This is a genomic window from Adhaeretor mobilis (genome assembly GCF_007741515.1).
Classification (GTDB): Bacteria; Planctomycetota; Planctomycetia; order Pirellulales; family Lacipirellulaceae; genus Adhaeretor; species Adhaeretor mobilis.
This window is the reverse complement of sequence record NZ_CP036263.1, coordinates 3533920-3553110: the sequence shown is the minus strand read 5'-3', so window position 1 is coordinate 3553110 and position 19191 is coordinate 3533920. Positions and strand designations below refer to the sequence as shown.

Annotated in this window: 11 protein-coding genes and 1 tRNA gene; 8 read left to right on the top strand and 4 right to left on the bottom strand. The window is 53.9% G+C overall.

Features of this window, described 5'->3' with window-relative positions; translation table 11 throughout:
* The first annotated feature begins 19 nt into the window (after positions 1 to 19).
* From HG15A2_RS14020 to HG15A2_RS13995, 5 genes are all read left to right on the top strand, one after another.
* A complete protein-coding gene (locus HG15A2_RS14020; protein WP_145060821.1) occupies positions 20 to 2191 on the top strand; it encodes a ChaN family lipoprotein in 2172 nt (723 codons plus the stop codon).
* Between the two features lie 2962 nt (positions 2192 to 5153).
* Entirely contained in the window at positions 5154 to 7328 is a 2175-nt protein-coding gene (locus HG15A2_RS14015) for a peroxidase family protein (protein ID WP_246117737.1), read from the top strand.
* A 226-nt stretch (positions 7329 to 7554) separates the two neighbouring features.
* Positions 7555 to 8589, top strand: a complete 1035-nt coding sequence (locus HG15A2_RS14010; RefSeq protein WP_145060819.1) for a matrixin family metalloprotease — start codon at positions 7555 to 7557, stop codon at positions 8587 to 8589.
* Positions 8590 to 9287: 698 nt separating this feature from the next.
* The gene (locus tag HG15A2_RS14005) at positions 9288 to 10229 is read left to right on the top strand and encodes a trypsin-like serine protease (RefSeq protein ID WP_145064071.1); all 942 of its coding nucleotides are present in this window, start codon (positions 9288 to 9290) and stop codon (positions 10227 to 10229) included.
* A gap of 767 nt (positions 10230 to 10996) precedes the next feature.
* Complete coding sequence (locus HG15A2_RS13995) at positions 10997 to 11953, top strand: IS5 family transposase (RefSeq protein WP_145060817.1); 957 nt, start codon at positions 10997 to 10999, stop codon at positions 11951 to 11953.
* 488 nt (positions 11954 to 12441) lie between these two features.
* Here HG15A2_RS13995 and HG15A2_RS13990 read toward each other — a convergent pair.
* A tRNA-Ser gene (locus HG15A2_RS13990) sits at positions 12442 to 12523 on the bottom strand.
* A gap of 361 nt (positions 12524 to 12884) precedes the next feature.
* Between HG15A2_RS13990 and HG15A2_RS13985 the strand changes: the two genes are divergently transcribed.
* Positions 12885 to 13199, top strand: a complete 315-nt coding sequence (locus tag HG15A2_RS13985; RefSeq protein WP_145060816.1) for a hypothetical protein — start codon at positions 12885 to 12887, stop codon at positions 13197 to 13199.
* Between the two features lie 135 nt (positions 13200 to 13334).
* Here the strand turns inward: HG15A2_RS13985 and HG15A2_RS13980 are convergent, their stop codons facing one another.
* The gene (locus tag HG15A2_RS13980) at positions 13335 to 14003 is read right to left on the bottom strand and encodes a hypothetical protein (protein ID WP_145060815.1); all 669 of its coding nucleotides are present in this window, start codon (positions 14001 to 14003) and stop codon (positions 13335 to 13337) included.
* 425 nt (positions 14004 to 14428) lie between these two features.
* Here HG15A2_RS13980 and HG15A2_RS13975 point away from each other — a divergent pair, with 425 nt between their 5' ends.
* Entirely contained in the window at positions 14429 to 14686 is a 258-nt protein-coding gene (locus HG15A2_RS13975; RefSeq protein ID WP_145060814.1) for a Trm112 family protein, read from the top strand.
* A gap of 53 nt (positions 14687 to 14739) precedes the next feature.
* Positions 14740 to 15078 carry a histidine triad nucleotide-binding protein gene (locus tag HG15A2_RS13970; protein ID WP_145060813.1) on the top strand — a complete coding sequence of 113 codons (339 nt, stop codon included), beginning with the start codon at positions 14740 to 14742 and terminating at the stop codon, positions 15076 to 15078.
* A gap of 143 nt (positions 15079 to 15221) precedes the next feature.
* Here HG15A2_RS13970 and HG15A2_RS13965 read toward each other — a convergent pair whose 3' ends face one another.
* On the bottom strand, positions 15222 to 18104 hold the full coding sequence (locus HG15A2_RS13965) for a TlpA family protein disulfide reductase (protein WP_145060812.1): 2883 nt from the start codon (positions 18102 to 18104) through the stop codon (positions 15222 to 15224).
* A gap of 5 nt (positions 18105 to 18109) precedes the next feature.
* A complete protein-coding gene (locus HG15A2_RS13960; RefSeq protein ID WP_246117736.1) occupies positions 18110 to 19174 on the bottom strand; it encodes a prenyltransferase/squalene oxidase repeat-containing protein in 1065 nt (354 codons plus the stop codon).
* Positions 19175 to 19191: the final 17 nt, after the last annotated feature.

Genomic DNA, 19191 nt, shown 5'->3' with positions numbered 1-19191 from the left:
CCTGCTTGGCTGTTTCCCAATGCGATGGCTTGTCGCAAAGAGTAGCTTAACCCTGTTCGCGCTGATTACCTGCTCTGGCTTGCAGGCTAGAACAGCGTTCGCGGAATCACCTCGTTGGGCCGCCCCGCCTATCGAACAAGCCATCTCCATTCGCGATGGGCATTCCGAGAAACGACTATCACTCGATGAATTCTTGGTCGAGCTGAGTAAAGCGGATGTCGTTTTCCTGGGAGAATCTCACACGGATGAAACGACACATCGGTTTCAATTGGCCGTCTACCAAGGATTGCTCGATCTCAAGCAAAAGAAAGTTGTTCTAGCGTTGGAAATGTTTGAACGCGATGTTCAGGGACAGCTCAACGAGTACCTGAGTAGCGAAATAGATGAAGCCACCTTCCTCGCAGATGCCCGACCGTGGATAAACTACCACGAAGCCTATCGACCACTCATCGAACAAGCGAAAGCTACGGGCACCCCGGCAATCGCGTCAAACTTCCCACAGCCCATTCGCCGTCGATTGGCAATGGAAAGTACACCATCAATGGCGTCGCTCTCCGACAAAGAGAAAAAACAAACGCCAAAGCAGTACTTCCCTAACTCTAACGAGTATTGGAGGCGGACGGATAACGCAACGAGAGGGCATCAGGGGATGATGCCTGCAAGCTCTGAAGAAGAACGGCTCTATTCAACGCAATCGCTTTGGGACAATGCAATGGGTGAGGCATGCGCGGATGCTCTCGATAAGTACCCTGACCACTGCGTCCTCCATATCAACGGTGGTTTTCATTCTGCCTACCGGGATGGAACCGTGCATCAACTGCTCAAGCGGAAGCCCTCTGCCAATATTAAAACGGTCTCGATTGTGCCTGCTCTCAATCCAGCTACGTCGAGGATGCAGGGCAGGTCCGTTGCAGATTATGTTGTTTATGTCGAGGCAAGAGCTTCTAATATTCACAGTGGGGAGAGAAGTGTTCAGATAGGAAGAGAGTTGAAGTATCGCTTTCATCAACCTACTGAGATCGAGGAAGGGGCCGAAGTACCTCTCTTGATTTGGCTTACTGAAGACGGGCTTACTGCCAAGGAGGGTATGGCCTTTTGCAAGCAGCGGTTTGGTAGTTCAGCAGCGATTGCTGTCGTCGAAGCTCCCTTCAGAGCCATTGGAGAAGACTACGCACCAGGGGGGCGATGGTACTGGCCGGATACTTTTGCGGAAGACACGAGCACCTTGGTTAGTGGCGTCGAGCGGATTGGAGCCTACTTGCTAAGGCACTTCCCAATTGATGCTGATCACATCTGCGTAGCAGGGGAAGGAGCCGGGGCAACGGTCGCTACTGTCATTGCTGTACATTCCGATCGCATGAAACTCTCAGTAGTCGCCATCAATCCACGGCAATACTCAAAAGTCAAAGACCTCCCATTGCCGCTGCCTGAGTTTTTTGGCGATTCACCTCCACCGAAGAGGTCGCTATTGATAATAGCCGATCCTGCCCAGCAACCATGGTGGGAGAACGAGCTGGTGCAGTACAACGCAGTGGAAATTCCATGCCACTTCCAAGTCGCCTCCAATGATCCTTGGCAGTGTGAGCTACAAGAGTTGAATGGCGTCAGAGATGCCCTGGGATTGGCTACCGAGACGGCAACTGTAAGTGATTCCACAAAATATATCTTGGTGGAAAGCGATTCTGCTCGAGCACGTCACTGGGGTAGGTTGCAAGCCTATTCGCTTTCCAAACAGGGCGAATCAGCCGTTATTGCAGCCAGTTCGATCCCGGATAGCACGAACGCCTCCAAGGTGTCGGTTAAGATTTCATCTACGGCGGTCATGAGCGATGGAATTATCCCGAAGTGCCCAGGGCCATTCGGAGGCACGACAATACTGGTGCTACCTGAGGAGATTTCTGCTGGTGATATTGAAAAATGGTCAGAGGTTGAAGCCAATGACCCGCTCACAGCCTCGAGCCGATTCCATCGAGTCCGAATCGCCACTACTACGGGGGAGTTTGCTGTATCCAACGTCCTCGAAAAACTGCGTGATCAGAATCGAAAGAACATACTCATTGTTCCTGCCGTGTTCTTCGCCGACCTGCCTTGGCTTCGAACCTTAAAGGAGAGCACGAAGGAATTTGAGGATCAAATGACACTCCACTGGATGCCTGGGCTAGGCGGACGACCGAACCTTCTTGGGCGATAGGGTTACAATCCTAGGGCTGGAAAGCAAAGGATCTCGCATCGCCAACGGTCGAATGTCTAACACGTCGTAGAGGTCGGATACGGCGTTCTTCCAATCCACTCCATCGTCGCCCCTCGCAGGTTGCTCTTATACTTCGTTCAACCGTTGTCATGTTGCAATCAGCTAAGTTTCAACAAGGGAAAGCGTTGCTATTGAGCCGGTCTAGAGCGTATTTCAAAACTTCGATTTGCTAGCTGAATGTAAGTGCACGAGTTCCGTAGTAGCGGTCGATAGGCGACCTCTTATAAATTGTCGATCACGCGTTGAAGCGGGGGCCCGAATGGAGCCCGATACAAACTCCTTGCAGCCCGAGCCCACTGACGAGGAAACTGCAAGTAGGATACTAACTCCGCAACTGGAATATCAGTGAGTTTCAACAGTCAAAAGCCAACGTACTTTGAGGACGCCTAGAACGCTTAAAAGACCTGTTGGAATCGAACGATCTTGACCGCGTGCGTGAAGCCTCCACTGAAGTTTCGAACGCCCACCGCCGCGTGATCGCGGCATTACAGGCCACGGAAGCGGCATAGTGCGGAACGTGTGAGAAGTTTCTATCCACTGCCCAAACCGAGTCAGACTGCAAGTCTCCAAATTACTCAGAGTGGAACGCTCTCGCGCAAACTTATCCAGTACCGTCACATCGACGACCTGTTCAGAAGTAGCAAAGGCGTTAACAGGTGCGCCGGCAATTCGTTCGCCTTTCGTTTCCGTTTCAGCATGGAAGCTCACCCCCGGCCTCATAAGTAATATGGGTAGATATAGGCATGTGATTAGTTGTCTGTCGATGAAAACAACTATTCCCGACGACCTCGAGGTCATGAGACAGCCACCGGCTAAGCCCAAACGGCCTTGCATGAATGTGTTTAGTCGCATTCTACACCCCTCTATTTTTCTTTGCAAACACTCGTAAATGCAAGTGATTCAATGTAACTACTGGCACGTTTGCGAATGCAAAAAAGGTAGTAGAAATCTGTGTGAATGATGAGGCAGCGTGCAGCGTGCTACAGCGTGGTGCTAGGCCGCTTCAACACGTTCTATAACCTCCGATTTATCTGTTGGATGAGCCCGAGCTCACCGAACGCGAATAGAAGCTTTGCTTCTGCTTCTCGGCATTGAACCATGCCTGCACCTTAAGCGAGTTAGGCGAGTGTCGGCGTCCAGGGTCTGCCAGTGGCACGCCGAAGATGCGTCTTCGCTTCTGCAGGTGTCCCTTGACGCTCGGCCTCAGCACTTGCCTATCGTAGGAAATCGTTCTTGCCTTCTAAGTAACAGATCAATGGCAAAGTAGAATGCTCGACCGACACCCTCCCAGGTTTTGCTTGACTCAACTGCCTGCCTGTGGCAACCAGAAGAGGAAAACTGAGTCGCTCGGACTCTGGCCAAGCGTGCAGCTAGGCTAGCCAAATGGCGCTGGACGAGTCGCTAAATCCACGCCCCAATCGGGGCATAAACAGTTGAGGAAGCTGGTTAGCTTTCTCGTGGTCCCTCGACGGTCACTATCGTAGCAATCCCAAGTCCCCTGGAGACCGCCGTGGCGGAGCTGATTGCGCTGGCCCTGATTGCGATCGCTCTCACGCTTACACGTGAGCAGAGTCTATGGCGTGTGCTGGAACGATTACTCGAACTCATCCTACGACAAAGGAGGCCTAATGAACCGAAACCATCCTCACAGTGTCAGTCCATGCCTCCTAGCGACGGGACTGACGCTCTTGCTGACTGACTGCGAAACTGAAAAGCGTGTCGTAAGAGTCGCTACCGAAGCGGACGACCGACAGGCTCGTGCCAAACCCTTCCGAGCGCTCACGACACAACCTCAGAAGAGACACCACTTCAAACTCAAAAAAACTGAATGGAACAGCAACAAGAAAAAAACCGGGACAAGGTGTGCGTTCCGCGAAACACATCTTCTAGTTCGCGCGCGCTCGGGTCAAGCTGCTGGTTTTCTCACTCAGGAAACCAGCGATTGGCAACAAGCAGCTTTATTATGGGTTTCATGGAATGAGTCAGCTAGAGTTATGGCGAGCGAATGAGGGAGTTGTAGAAATCAGGTGGTGCTAGAGTAGATCGACGACTTGTCCGCCAAAAGAAGTTAGTCTTCAGGCGTCCTGGTATCAAGATACTACAATTTATCAGCGTTCAGCAGTGGGGATATGAATTCTGACTCCAGCCCTTGTCCGTAAGTATTGGGCTGCCGCAGCCTGAAAATGGCGGACAAAATCTGAGTTGGGACCGAGTTTCTCAGTCGGCTAGCTCAGATTACGCCTAGCCTAGGCTGCGACTTTGGCGGCGATACTCGGCAGCCAGCAAGTCTTCAAGATATTGCTGGTGATCGGGTAGCGGAGGCAGTTCCGATTGTAGTCGTTGGGCGAGAGCTGGAACGATCTTGCCTGTTAGAGCTGACTGTTCCTCGGCATCCTGTAAAACCTCGTCAGGATCAACACGTCCCGAAATGCGTGTGTCGAGGCGGAAGTAGACAATACGCCACAGACGCTCGCGGTGCTAATCAAACAATTCCGCCAACGCCCCGCGATCACCGGCAAGCAACCTTTCACGAATTGGCTCCGTCGCTACGACTTCTTTTGGCATGTGAGAGTCCTGACTAAAGAGATAACGGCAACGATGGCAACTTTTCTACAAGGCTTTTGTCTGACTGTCATTATACCTCTGATCGCTACCGAGTCAGTGTCTGCTTCCATGGTAGTTCGACAAAGCACTTTTATTTTGGGCTGCTTGTAGAAATCTGACTTCGCTGTGCGTTTATCTGTAGTAGAGCCATAAGTATTGGACCACGGGCTTTGGAGCTAGCTCTGAGGCCCGTGTCCTCCTGGCAATGTCACGGTTGAGGCGCCGTGACCGTGGGGCAACAGGTACTTCAGGCGACCAAGACTATTCTTTTCAACCCCGGAACCTGAGGAGAGTTGCTATGAAACCCCAAAAGAACCGTAGCGTAGAACGCCTGGAAACTCGAAATCTCCTAGCGGCCGATGTCGGAACCTCGCTAACGCCTGATTTGGTGAGCGAAGAGCTAGAGACGGTGGCTGTCTCTGCCGAAATCTCAACCACGCAGGCAGAATCGCTCGCAAACCTTACCAGCAGTGAGACGATTGCGGCCATACCGACGACCACAACCACCGAAGTGCGATCGATCGACGGCACGGGCAACAACCTGGAAAACCCGGAACTCGGTAGCGCTGGCACCCAACTACTGCGGACCGCTGAGTCCGACTATGCCGATGGCATCTCCGAACTGGCAGGCGAGGATCGGCCAAGTGCCCGTGAGGTCAGCAATGTGATCGCCGCCCAAGACCCGGAAGCGACCGGCAACGAGCGGGAGTTGTCCGCTTTCGTGTATGTGTGGGGGCAGTTTCTCGATCACGATATCGATCTGACTGAGTCCAGCGGAACGGAATCGGCCAATATCGAAATCCCCACCGGCGATGCGTACTTCGACCCGGATGGGACGGGCGAACAAGTGATGAACTTCACCCGGTCGGTCTTCGACGTTACCACCGGAGATAGCGTCGATAACCCTCGTGAGCAAATTAACGAGATTACCGCGTTTGTCGATGGCTCGCAGGTCTACGGCTCCAGCCAGGAAGTTGCCGACAGCTTGCGCACTTTTGAGGGGGGCAAGCTGCTGACAAGCGAAGGGGATCTGCTTCCCGTCGATGAAAATGGCAGCTTTCTCGCCGGCGACATCCGCGCCAATGAGAACATCGAGCTGACGTCCCTGCAGACACTGTTCGTGCGAGAACACAACCGGCTGGCCGAAGAGATTGCGGCACAGAATGCCGATCTTACGGACGAGGAAATCTACCAGCAAGCTCGGGTGATCGTCATCGCTGAAATTCAGTCCATTACCTACAACGAGTTTCTGCCAGCGCTGTTGGGCGAAGAGTCGCTCTCAGAGTACGAAGGCTACGATCCGACGGTCGATCCAAGCATCGCCAACGAGTTCTCTACGGCAGCGTATCGGCTGGGCCATAGTTTGTTGAATGACGATGTCGAATTCTTCGGCGACGATGGCCGGGCAGTGTTCGACGAGGTTGCGCTTTCCGAGGCGTTCTTCAATCCCGATTTGCTCAAAGAAACGGGAATCGATTCGCTGCTGAAATACTCTGCTTCGTCGCAATCACAGGAAATAGACACGCAAGTTGTCGACAGCATCCGCAACTTTCTGTTCCTTGGCCCCGGGCAAGGTGGCTTCGATCTTGCGTCGCTCAATATCCAGCGTGGCAGGGATCATGGGCTGGCCGACTACAATTCGACTCGCGAGGCGTACGGACTGGAACGCGTGGAGAGTTTCGCGGACATTACGTCGGATGTCGAGCTGCAAGCGAATTTGGCGAGCCTGTACGATTCGGTCGATGACATCGATTTGTGGGTTGGAGTCTTGGCAGAAGATCCGGTGGCTGGCAGCAGCTTGGGTGAGCTGAATCAAACGATTATCGTCGATCAGTTCACGCGTCTACGTGATGGAGATCGGTTCTGGTACGAGAATTATTTCTCTGAGGAGGATGTCCAGCAAATTGAGGAGTCGTCGCTGTCGGACATCATTCAACGCAATTCGTCCGTCACTAATTTGCAGGACAATGTGTTCTTCATGTCGGCGACCGTCTCCGGTACCGTAGTTGAGGAGAGCAGTGCTAACGGCAAACACGATCGCGGCGGCACACAGGGCGCGGCGGGCGTGACTGTGGAACTGCTCAACGACGAGGGCGAAGTGGTGGACACGACCACGACGGATTCTAGTGGGTTCTACGCTTTCGACACGTTCCGAGAAACGGGCGACTATCAAGTGAGCGTGCTTCGGTCCACTGCCGACGGTACGGTTGCCGAAACGGCTGACGTGTTGATCTCCGTGGGTGGTCAGGTTGTCAGCGACGTGAATTTCGGAACCGTGGTCGAAGATCGGCATGATCGCGACAATTCCCATGATCGCAAAGACCACAGAGACGACAGGGATCAGCGGCATCGCAGCAACCACTCACGGTTCGCAGCCGTTGACGAAGCTTTCGGCAGAGGTACGCACAACGACCACTGGGACAGCATCGCCAAACAGTTAGCGTCGAACCGATCGCAACGCGGCCGCAGGTAGGGGCAAAGTGGTGCGAGCCAGCGGGCGCTTCTGGGGTCCGCTGGCTCGTGTTCACGACGACTCTTTGATCGGTTGCGAAGCTTACGGATTCAAAGTTCGATACTCGTGGGGCGATGTGGACGGCGATGTCGATGGGCAAGTAGCGAAGCGCAGCCGTATTCGTGGACATAGTCAACTCCAACTAGGCAGCTCTTCCGCAGTACCACTCATTTAAAGGTTCTGGACCATGATCAATCCCAAACTGTTCTATGTCTGTGTCGTGAGTGCGTCTTCCGTAGGGCTGGCGACAAACGCAGTTGCCTATGTCCCCGACGACCCGCGGTCGGTCACTGCTTCCGGAGTCGTCGCCTCACCGGGGACGCCCGTCACACTCACCTGGAGCATTTCTCCAGACGGGGCGAACATTCCCGGCGAAGGCGGTAGTAACCTCGTCAGCTATTTTGACGATCTGTTCAACGTCAATTCCAACAACGCCAATTTAACGACGCGTCCCTGGTTTGCACTGTTTGAACCGTCGTTTGATCGTTGGAGTGAACTTGGCTGTATCACGTTCGTTTACGAGCCGAACGACAACGGATCGCAGTTGCAGAATTCAAGCGGCGTACTAGGCACACTGGGCGACATACGACTCGGCGGGACCTTTGTCGATGGCGCCGGCAGTACATTAGCCTATGCGACGCTACCCAACAGCGGCGACATCGTGTTCGACACGGGCGAAACAAATTTCTACTCTAACTCGTCAAACAGTTATCTCCAGCTTCGCAACACGCTAATGCATGAAATTGGCCACGCTATCGGACTGCAACATGTTGAGTCCTCCAACTCTTCACTCTTGTTGGAACCGTTCATCAGCACGGCTTTCGATGGGCCACAACTTGATGATATTCGCGGCATTCAGGGCCTGTATGGCGATACGTTTGAAAAATCAATCGACGGACTGGGAAACAATTCCACCTCAACAGGCACGGACCTGGGCACGATTTCTGCGGGCAGCTTCCTTTCCATCGGTGGCGACGCGACAGGCAGCCAATTTGTCGCGACAACCGAAACCGACTTTGTGAGCATAGCCAACGCTGACGATGTGGATTTCTTCTCGTTCACAGTCGACATCCCTTCAACGCTGGAGGCCATCCTGACTCCACTGGGCGGCGTCTTCAACCAAGGGCTCGACGGCGGTGCGCAGGCTACCTTCGACGCGAATGCCAGAAATGACCTGTCGCTGGCTGTGTTCGACGTTGATGGCACGACCCTGCTTGAGTAGGCAAACGACAACCCCGCAGGATCAACCGAATGGCCTTGTCGAACGATTCTTCCCTTCGCAGCGTAGAAGTGTGTTGAACGGACTTTCTTCTCTCAATCGCGGAGCGATCGATGGCCAAACGTGCGAAAACCAGGATGAAAGCAACAAAAAAAGCAGCCCGCGTTCGCTGATTCCGTCCGGCATCCCAGCCGGGTCTATTTGGCGAAGCTCTCTCTACCTTCCTGGCCGAGAGGAGGGCGGTCTACGGGCCGCTTCCATCAGCGGGCCGCTGCGATTCCATGCTTGGTTATTCCCGATGACGCGGTGACCAAGCTAGAAGCTGGTCACTAAGATTGTATTCACAAATCTGAATTAGTGAACCACCCAAAATCTCCGGGCTTATTTTTTCGTTTCCTCATCGAGAAACTACTAATGCCAATCATCCTCGGCTTCAAAGAGAGCATTGCCGGGACTACGCCCCGGCTGAGCGTAGCGTGCAGCCTGACCGAAGAATGAGAGTGAACTTCCGAGTCGCGGAGACCACTCGAAACCGCGAGTTTCAGACTGTTTTCGCGGAGGAGAAAGAAGATCGGCCAACAGGCGGCCGCTATTCGTGCATCGTAGCAGGACAGGTGGTAGAATATTTCTAATGCGGGCTGCTGAGTTGAGATACCCGCTCACCCTCCACCATAGTGCTACGACACTGCAACGAGACGCTCATGAATACTACAACTACCTATTATCAGCGCATAAACAGAGCCGCCCTCGTGGCGACATTGGTCGCTATCGCGATGACGGTGTTTACGCCAATTCAATCGGCACATGCTGGTCTGATGCACAATTTTTCCACTACGCCCGAATCAGCGTATTTGGAGTATGCTAATTTGTTTCCATCGGCCGGTTGGCTTTTTGCGCAACAAGACGAGGTTGACGCTTCGTTCACCTCTGGTGTGTTAATTGACGAACATTGGGTCCTTACTTCGGCACATGGGCTATTGGCGATCGACTCGGACGTCAATAGTGCGTACAACGGTTTCGAGTTTGGGCTTGGTAACGATGTGTTAAACAATCCTGGAGAGAGCCTATTTGCTGACGCGTTCTTCATCCACCCCGACTATAATGACATTAGTAGCGGACCTGATCTCGCGTTGCTATATTTCAAGAGTGGATTTCAATCGGTAGCTCCGGCGACACTGCACCGGCAAGAGGTAGCGCTCGGAACTGAGCTAAATTTGGCAAGCTATGGACGACCGGCGACGCCGCAAACCGGACTTTTGCCCGCGGATGGAAAGCGACGGGCAGGAACTATCACGACCCGAAACATCGCGACAACACCTATCGGTTACACGACTTCAGACTTCGGCGCTCCGGGTCAATCGAATTTTATGCCTTTAGGGATCCGTCCAACGGAATCAGCTTCGGGTAGTCCCACATATCTTGGTTTGACCGAGGTAGCCGCGATAACATCGACTGCGACTCCGTTTGAGGCATACAACACGTTTGGTAATTACACTCTTATTCATCCGAATTTGGGTTGGATCGACCAAACTACCGGTGCTAGCGTTCCTGAACCATCTAGTCTGGTTCTGTTGGGAATGTTTGCGACTTTTGGTGGTTTGAAACGGCGACGGCGGGAAGCATCAAAGTCTGCTACTTGTTAAGTCTTGCCTGCTTCATCCAGCGATCCTGTTGGGCAAAATAAAAATTGCCAAACGGACGTTGGACGTAGCAAGGTTCTAATTCTCGTCTCATTTTTGATTGCAAGTTTATCGACGTCTTATCTTGTTAGACCGACACTGTCGGCAGGATTGACTCCAGCCGCTCCAGCGACCAAATCAAACGTCCTTGCAGTATTATCGCCAAGCGTCCACTCTGACGAAACCGCCGCAACAGCTATCAAACTGGTGAGAAGAGCATACTCCACCATACTAGCCCCGCGCTCGTCACTGGCAAGCGCAGTAAATGAAAGCAGCTGAAAGATTCTTCTAGCCATCTCGCTCACCTAAAAACTAAAATCTAAAACCGTTGAAGCTCATAGCTTCCACACCCTGATATTTAGATCGACCTACCTGACTAATCGTTCTCAACAAGTCAGCGGTACTGCCGCGTGAATATGAGCCACGCCAATTCAATCAGCACTTACAGCGGTCCTCCAATCGCGTTGGTATATCGGGTAGTTAGCTTTCCATCGTCGATGTGCACAGGTGTCTCTGTGGCACGAAGTGTAGTTGTGGAATGGGTTCCATCCGAAACGACAGTTTGTCGGTGTTTGACTGATCTAGTGTGACGTTGTAATCAAATAACAACAACACACGGAGGGTCACGCGATGGAGAAGTATAGTCGCGAATTGCCTTGTCTAACGATTCTTGCCTTCGCAGCGTAGAAGTGTGTTGAACGGACTTTCTGCTCTCAATCGCTGAGCGATCGATGGCCAAACGTGCGAAAACCAGGACCGAAGGCAAAGCTTACGAAGTCAAGAACTGGAACGAGTATAATGAATCGCTCGTCAGGCGAGGCGATGTGACGCTCTGGCTGGAAGAAGATGTGCTCATCGGCTGGGAACACGAGAATCTCGAAACCAAGGTCGGCCAACCCTACACCTACAGCGACACAGCAATTCGCTGCCTACTCTCGCTGCGAGAAGTCTTTGGGCTGACCTACCGTCAGACCGAAGGCTTCGGTCGTTCACTTGTGAAGCTGATGGGCGCTGAAGTGAAGATTCCAGACTACACGAGCCTGCAAAAACGGGCCGCCAAGATAGAGATTTCTCTGTCGGTGAAGCCTACGAAAGGTCCACGGGACATCGTGGTCGATAGCACAGGTCTGAAAGTCTATGGTGAGGGCGAATGGAAAGCACGCAAGCATGGCGTGAGCAAGCGTCGCACGTGGCGCAAGCTGCACGTGGGGATCGATCCTGAAACGGGAGAGATCATTGCGGAACTTCTCACCGAGAACGACCAGCACGATGGCGACCAAGTCGACGGCATACTTGCTCAAGTGGAAGAGCCGATCGTCAATTTCTACGGCGATGGGGCCTACGATCAACCGAAGGTCTATGACCGTTTGGAGTGGGAAGCAACCGAGCCTATCATTCCTCCGCGAAAGAACGCGATGCTCTGGCAGCATGGCAATTCTAGCCAGCCTCGTTTGCCACGTGATGAGGCCTTGCGTGAGATTCGTCGCACGGGTCGCCGTTCTTGGAAGGTGCAGGCCGGTTACCACACGCGGATCTTGGTCGAGACGACCATGTATCGCTTGAAAGCGATCTTCGGCGGTAAGCTCACCAGTCGCAAGTTGTGCAATCAGCGGACCGAAGCAAGGCTACGCTGCCAAATCCTCAACCAGTTCACCCAACTCGGAATGCCACTCGTTCAGTGGAATTAGGCGACAAGGCCATTCCAATATATAGATGTTCTATCAGTAGAGGTCGTGGAGACCCGCTCAAATAGGAAAACGCAACTGTAGTACTAGTGTCAGGAAGGGGGCCTGCTATGAGCCGTACTCCCACGCTTTCGACGAAGATAGCCAGACACATTAAGAAAGTCCCATTTGGGAAAGCCGAGCCAGTGGCTGAGACTGGCAACCTTAAACCTTCAAGGAGGACAGTAGCATGATTAGTGAGAACTTTAAGACCAAAACGGCTTGGACGGTGATCGCATCGACCGTGATGATCACGGTAGTTGGCAGCCAACCTAAGGTGACTGCAGCAGCCATTTCATAAGAAGCGGTCGTTGGCGAGGCCTCTCGCGTTACAGCCCTAACGGAGGAGGTCGCCAACAGGGACAAAACCGGGACAAGCGGGTTCCCTAAAACGACCGACGGCCCGCAGACTCTGGAAAACCAGTGGTCTGCGAGCCGTTGTGTTTCTCAAGCGGAGGGCAAGGGACTCGAACCCTCAACCCCTTGCGGGGCAACTGATTTCGAATCAGTCTGCTAGCCATTCGCTTACCCTCCGGAACGGGAGCCTCCCGCTGTGACAACTAATTTATACCGCTGACGACGGTTGGGCAAGCGCGGTTTGCAGTAAGTGGTGGGCTTGTCCATGGGATTACCTAAACCGCAAAGTACCCCGCCGGTCGCAATGTCCGCGCGGCAAAAGCCCTACCAACGGACCCAGTGGGTGCATGTTTTAACGACGCAACGGCCCGCTCCGCTTTTGCCGGTTTCATGCCATGTGAGCCGTGTAAGCCGGGAAAGTGAATCCCTCGCTCCTTGCCAGAGCGCTGGTCGATGTAATGGGTATCCCGATCCTGAATCGAGCCTCCTTGTGAGTCTCCAGAAGTCCCGCCCTCCCCCTCCCACCTGGAACCTCCGTATGCCTAAAGAAAAAACGATCCGTGTCGTGACCCGCGGCAAGACTGGCGAGCTACGCACTCGCGACTACTCCCACGAAGACGATCTGATGAAGATGCACACCCAAATTGGCGTGGACGATTGCAGCACCGATTTGAGCTTGCGTGGGCTGCCTGTTTTTCGCGGCCTCATTGGGCCGATGCCCGAGAGCAAAGATATCGTTCGCTACGAAACGCCCGAAGTATTCGAAAGCCTTACCAAAGAGTGGGGTGCCGTTACGCCCAAGCGACGTTCAAGAAGTAAGTCGACAAGAACCAGGACGGCAAGTGCGAAATAGCAATTGATCCTGATGCCGACAGAAAATAGGAGCCGCTTGCTCTCAGTCTCGAAGAGATTGAAGTAAGCGGCTCTTTCGCATTTCTATGACTGAGGAGACGGGAGCAATTCTGCCCCCTGCCCACTCGAAACTATTCTAGTACCTTCCACCCGTCGGTGGTCGCCAGCCAGTGGCTTGGCGGGGAGGATCGTTCTCGAGGGCGACGCCTCCGAGCGGTTTCGCGGCGATGGCAGTTCTGTTGGAACTGGGCAGCGATGTACTAGGACGTGCTGCCAGGGTAGCCGATGGGCCGCGTGTATCGGCCAAGGCAGTGTTACTAGACCGCCCGGCGGTTGGGCTCAGCGCGACGCGAGTTTCGGTCACTTCTTCCGCAGTGCGATAGGTTGTTACTGGTACCTGTACGGTGCGCGTTTCAGGTACCCAAGCACTACGCGTGACCGGCACACTCACTGTGCCAACTTGTTGCTGCCACGTGGTCACGGGCCTCATTTCATGCGTCCAGTAAGGTGTTACCAGTGGGTTCCAACGTCCCTTGAGTTTCGAGACCATTTGATACTGTGTGACCGGCACACTGTAGAGTTGCTGGGATTGGTAGTTGTCGGTCGTGATCTGTTGCTTGTAAGTCGTTTGCGTTTGGTCACGCATCTCTGTGACGGGTACTTGGCGTTGCGACACGCGGCGAGTGATTTGGTAGCCATCGCGAACCTCTTGGGTCACTTTTGCTGAGGCAGGTTGAGGTGCTAGCAAGAGCGCAGCCGTGGCCGTGATGGCGAGAAAATCGTGTCTTGGGGCTTTCTTCGTCATGGAAATAGTCCTCGTCGGTGAGCGGCGAGTTTGCAACGGCCCGCTTCCAAGCTGCCGCGAAGGCAACTCGGAGCTAGACCACTCGAAAAAATAGATAAAGCCGTGAGAAGAGAGATCAAGAGCAGCGTAACTACAATCGGCACTTCTAGGTGACTATCGGCAAGATGCCGAGGGCTGCATTAACAGAGGCGGAATAGCCACGGCGATCCGCATGCAGATCGCCCATTTTTACAGCGAATCTACTGTGGCTAGGTCAACTCGCGACTACAGGAATCGACGCAATTTGGATCGGCCATCCCATCCATATCGGGTCGGGAATGTTTGGCATCGACCTGCTGGACCCGTGCTAGCGAATCGGTGATAATCGTCGCTGGTATTAAGCATCGCCACCACAAGTGCAGAGGGTCTTCTGCAAGGATTAGAACGTGATAAGTGACCAACTACTGGAAATCCTCCGCTGCCCGCAGGATCGCTCGGCTTTGCATCACGCGGACGCGGATCAGATTCAACGAATTAATGAACGGATCAAATCACAAGAACTCACCAATGTGGGGGGGGAACGCGTAAAGAAGCAGCTCGATGGCGGACTAATTCGCGAGTCGGGCGACCTGCTCTACCCTGTGATCGAACAGATCGCTGTGATGCTACCCGATGAAGCGATCGACCTTACCTCTACTAACTGAATTCCTCCACTTTCCTATCTCTGACTTTCTCACTCCCTCGTTCTCCTTGGCCAATGACCATCTTCAAGAAAATCATCGACGGCGAGATCCCTGCGGACATTGTTTACGAAGATGAACAATGCTTGGCTTTTCGCGATGTGTCGCCGCAGGCGCCCACACACGTGTTGGTGATTCCGAAGAAGGAAATTGTTTCGATTGAGCAACTGGCCGAAGAGGATGCCCCTCTGCTGGGACACTTGTGGCTAGTGATTCGCAACGTGGCCCGCGAACTAGGTGTTGCAGAGGATGGTTATCGCGTGGTCGTCAATTGCGGTCGCGACGGCGGGCAAGAAGTTGGGCACCTGCACTTTCACTTGCTAGCAGGGCGGAAGCTCGAATGGCCGCCCGGGTAAGGAAAATCGCGATTCGCTCCACGAATCGTGTTCGCAGTCGTGATTGTGAATCAGCAAACGTCAGTTAACGAACCTTTGCTCATCAAGTGCTAGTTTGCTTGAGACAAGATTCGCGGAGCGAATCACGACCAACATCGCTCGAGTCACTTGGCAGGAAAGCTAACTTCCTCAAGGATCGCACGGAGCTGCTCCTGGAAATTCGGTCCTGCGCCAATGAACACGCGAGCCACTGTCCCTTCGCGATCGATCACCACAGTCTGGGGAATACCACTCACCTGATAACGCTCCGTGGCAACGCCATCGCGGTCGAGGGCCACAGTGGGGGCAACCTTCATGCGTTCTAGCGCGCGTGCGATTTTCGGGGGCGACTCTTGGAGGTTTACCGCCACGATTTCTACATTGCGGTTTGCGAACTCCTCGCTGAGCTGTTCGATCATGGGCATCGCTTGTGTACAAGGGCCGCACCAACTGGCCCAGAAGTCGAGCACTAAGACCTTGCCCCGGTAGTCACTCACCTTAAAGGTTTTCTTGTCGAGCTTGCCATCGATGACAAAGGGCAGGCTCATGTCGGGAGCTGGCTGCCCGACCAACGGTGACTCGGCCCCAGCACTTCCTTCCTCGTCCCCCTCGCGGGGTTCGACCGCGTGATGCATTTTCCAACGCTGGTAGGCTAGCTCAGCGGCCACCTGCTCGATTTGTTCCCCAAGCAACAGTTGATCGACTTGTCCAAGATCGACACTGCACTTTGCAAGGACGCGACTCGTACCCAGAAGGCTTTTGCCGTCGAACTCTTCAGGCATAAATGTGAGTCGCACGCCGTCAGATCGCACGGCCTGAACGCGTAGGCCGGAGAAGTTTGGGTCGCTATCATCGGGTGTTGCATCTTGCTCGTGTGCGGGCACTTCGTCGAGTGAGGCGGTTTCAGTTTTCTCAATTGGTGGTGGATCGCCTAGCCAAATGATGCGAGCGATGCGCCGACGCTCGATCTCACGTTTCTCCAGACGAACCTCTATGATAGCCCTTTTGTCATCAAGGCTGACAACTCGGCAACGCAGATAGTCTCCGAAAATAGAGACCAAGAGGTGCGTAGGCGGATTGTCGCGTTGCAGTCGCGGAAGGGTTAGTAACTGTTCGCGGCGATCGCTGGTGACGCGCCCGTCCACACCTTTAACGATCAGCTCCGCCGCTTTGATTTCACTGTGGGGCACAAAGGTTGCTTCCGTCATCGGAGACTTGAAAGTCACGCCGCGATCATCGATCGACTCGATTCGGCACGGCAGTTTGTCACCCGCTTTCAGATAGATAGCCGGACTTCCTTCACCTAGGGTCGAACTACTACCACCGGTGAAGGCGTTGAGTAGCCCGCCCATGAATTGGGGACGTTGCACACGGTTGGGTTGAACACGCTGATTCGAATGTGCTTTTGGCTTGGGGGGGGGATCGCGATAGACAAGTCTCCCGGTGATCTCGTTGCTTAGCGGTAGAGCGGTGTCTGCACCCCGCGGTTGCCAGTGAAGGCAGGATGCTTGGTCGTCCGATCTGCCCGGGACGAGTATTCCCTTCACTGAGGAAGTTGCCAGCTCCAGTCGCGCCAGCTGGCCATTGGGCACCTTGCGTGCTAATTTGAGCGCCTGTGCTTCGCCCCCGTCGGGAATGCCAACGATGGCTCGCACAGCCTCAAGCGGTAGTGTCAGGTTCCCTTGAAGTGCACTACTGGTCAGTTCCAAAGAGTCTTCGCCTATCTTGGTTAGCGTGCCATGCAATCGCATCCCCTCATGAAGTGAAACACGCACGCTCCCTTGTGCTGTCTGGGGCTCGCCAGCAAAGGAGAAGTCGAGAATCTCCGCAGCGACGATTTTCCTTTCAGTCGTTTCGTTCGTCTCTTCGCTGGTGATTGCAGCGCCTGAGAACTGGTACTCCTGACGCTGTGAGTCGTAGCTGGTCAATTCGCCGGCCAGGGTTTCACCGCTGCGAAGTTGCACGCGTGCTTGGCCAGCTTCCACAGACTCGGCCGATTGGCCGTTCCAGCGGCTGACTCGGAGTCGCTCTATCGTGAGGTCGCCGTCGCGGTTTACAAATTGGATGCCGCCGTATTGTTTTTGCCCCTTCTTGCGATTGGGTAGCAACACACCAACGAGTTTCTCGACTTGCCCTTGCTGCTTGGGCGGATCCGTTGAAGCCACGACTCGGAGGTCCGACTCGATTCGCCCCGAAGGCGAGGCGACAATCATACGTCCAGCTGCTTGATCGAGGTAAAGCAATAAATTCACGCGACCGTGGCCCTTATCAAGATCCTTAACTAGCGAGAGATCAGCCTCTTTCTGAGTCTCACGAACAGCAACCAACGAACTGGAAAGCACATCAAGCATGAATGCCTGCTTGAAGACGGCATCCGTCCCATCGACGCCCAGGCCGACGGAGAAATCTGGCTTGCGGTCCCAAGAGAGCTCCAGCTCAATACACGACTTTTCGGGCAGTTTGAGATTGCGAAACAAAGAGACTTGCTTCTCTCTCGATTTGAGTGCGCCCGAAACTTGTCGCCACCCTTTCTTTTTTGAGGAAGTCCAGCCAGTGAGATCATCAGGGCCGAGATACAGGAGGTCGGCACCATTGTTCCAAGAGGAAACTCGTCGAATGCTTGCTTTACGTAACTTAAACTCTTCCTGCTGGTCTGTGCGAATCGTGAGCCAGGTTTCGTCGAGGCTTAGCAGGTCGCCGAAAACCAAATCGCCACCATGCAATTCAAAACACCATTCGCCCTGGGGTTGAACCTGCTGGTCTGGGCGCGAGAATTGGACCGAGGTGACTGCTGCCCAGGGGTACTTGAATGTTCCTTGTGCGAAGGAGGGCGCCCAGCTGATGCTTTGCGAATCACTTGTGGGTAGCGGCCGACCGGCAAGGAAGTCGCCTGTTGCCAAATGTAAAACGGCTTCTTGCGAATTCTTGGCCTGCACGGCTGCGCTAGAATGCAAGTTCGGCAGCGAAGCGATGCATACTAACGCGAGGATAGTTCGTATTGCAAGCACTGCGTTCACCGCTCGTAGATGGGTAGGAATCGGTAATTCAGGGCAAGCGCGAGGAGCGACATCTTGGTGCTAACCTCAGGGCCAAACTGCCCCGTGAAGCTGCCGTCTTTCTTTTGCTTAGCCTTCAAACGACGCACGAGTAGCTTATTCCACTTCTCCCATGCTTCAATATCTCCCTGGAATAACGCTTGGGCTTCGTAGTAGTCAGCGTACTCTTGGTAGTGGTTGCTGCCGGTTTGCTCGAGTCTTGCTGTGAGATAGCCAAGCGTTGCTTTGAACTCGGGCAAGTCTTTGCGTCGGGCGACGGAGTAGACGAGCGACGCAATGGATATCCTGGCAATCGATTCATCAAAACCGCCACCGAAGCCTCCGGAGTAACCGACTTGGCCTGTGTCGGAGGTCATGTTCGTGTAGTAGTTGATCGCTTTGTCAATCGATTCGTCAGGGACCTCAATGCCTGCATTTCGCGCTGCCAGCAGACCGACGAGCACCGCACCACTGACCGAAGTATCCGCGTCGTTCGCCTGAGGGGAATATCGCCACGCGCCGGTCGGATTATTCTTCTGCGAAGTAATTGCCGAGCGCACCGCCAGCTCCAACGCCTGCCCAATCGTACGCTTGTTCTGCGCACCAGCTGGCCACAGATTGCGTTCATCGACAGCCCCGTAAGCTTCGGCAAGACCCAACATGGCAAAGCCGTGATGATACATGGAATTGCCGAAGTAGCCGGTCTGGGCATTTTGCGAATTGATGATGCTGCGGAGTGCTTTGCGGAGATTTGTACTGTAGACGCCAAAGTTGGGGTCTTCCCCAGAGGCGAGAAACACCATGACTCCCATTCCTGTGGTCCCTGGTCCGCTGTAGCCGCCGGTCCATTTGCCTTCGGCAGTTTGCTTCGTGGCTAAGTATTGCAAGCCGCGATCATACATTTCGCGCACATCGCGAGGCACGACTTCGCCATAGCGCACATTGGGGAGTTGGGCGTCGACATGACTACAAAGGCCGCTCCAAGCGGTCACAATGGCAGTGATCGCCAGGGAGTATCGCAGAAGCATAAAGAAATTCTTCATGGTTGTTTTCTCATGTT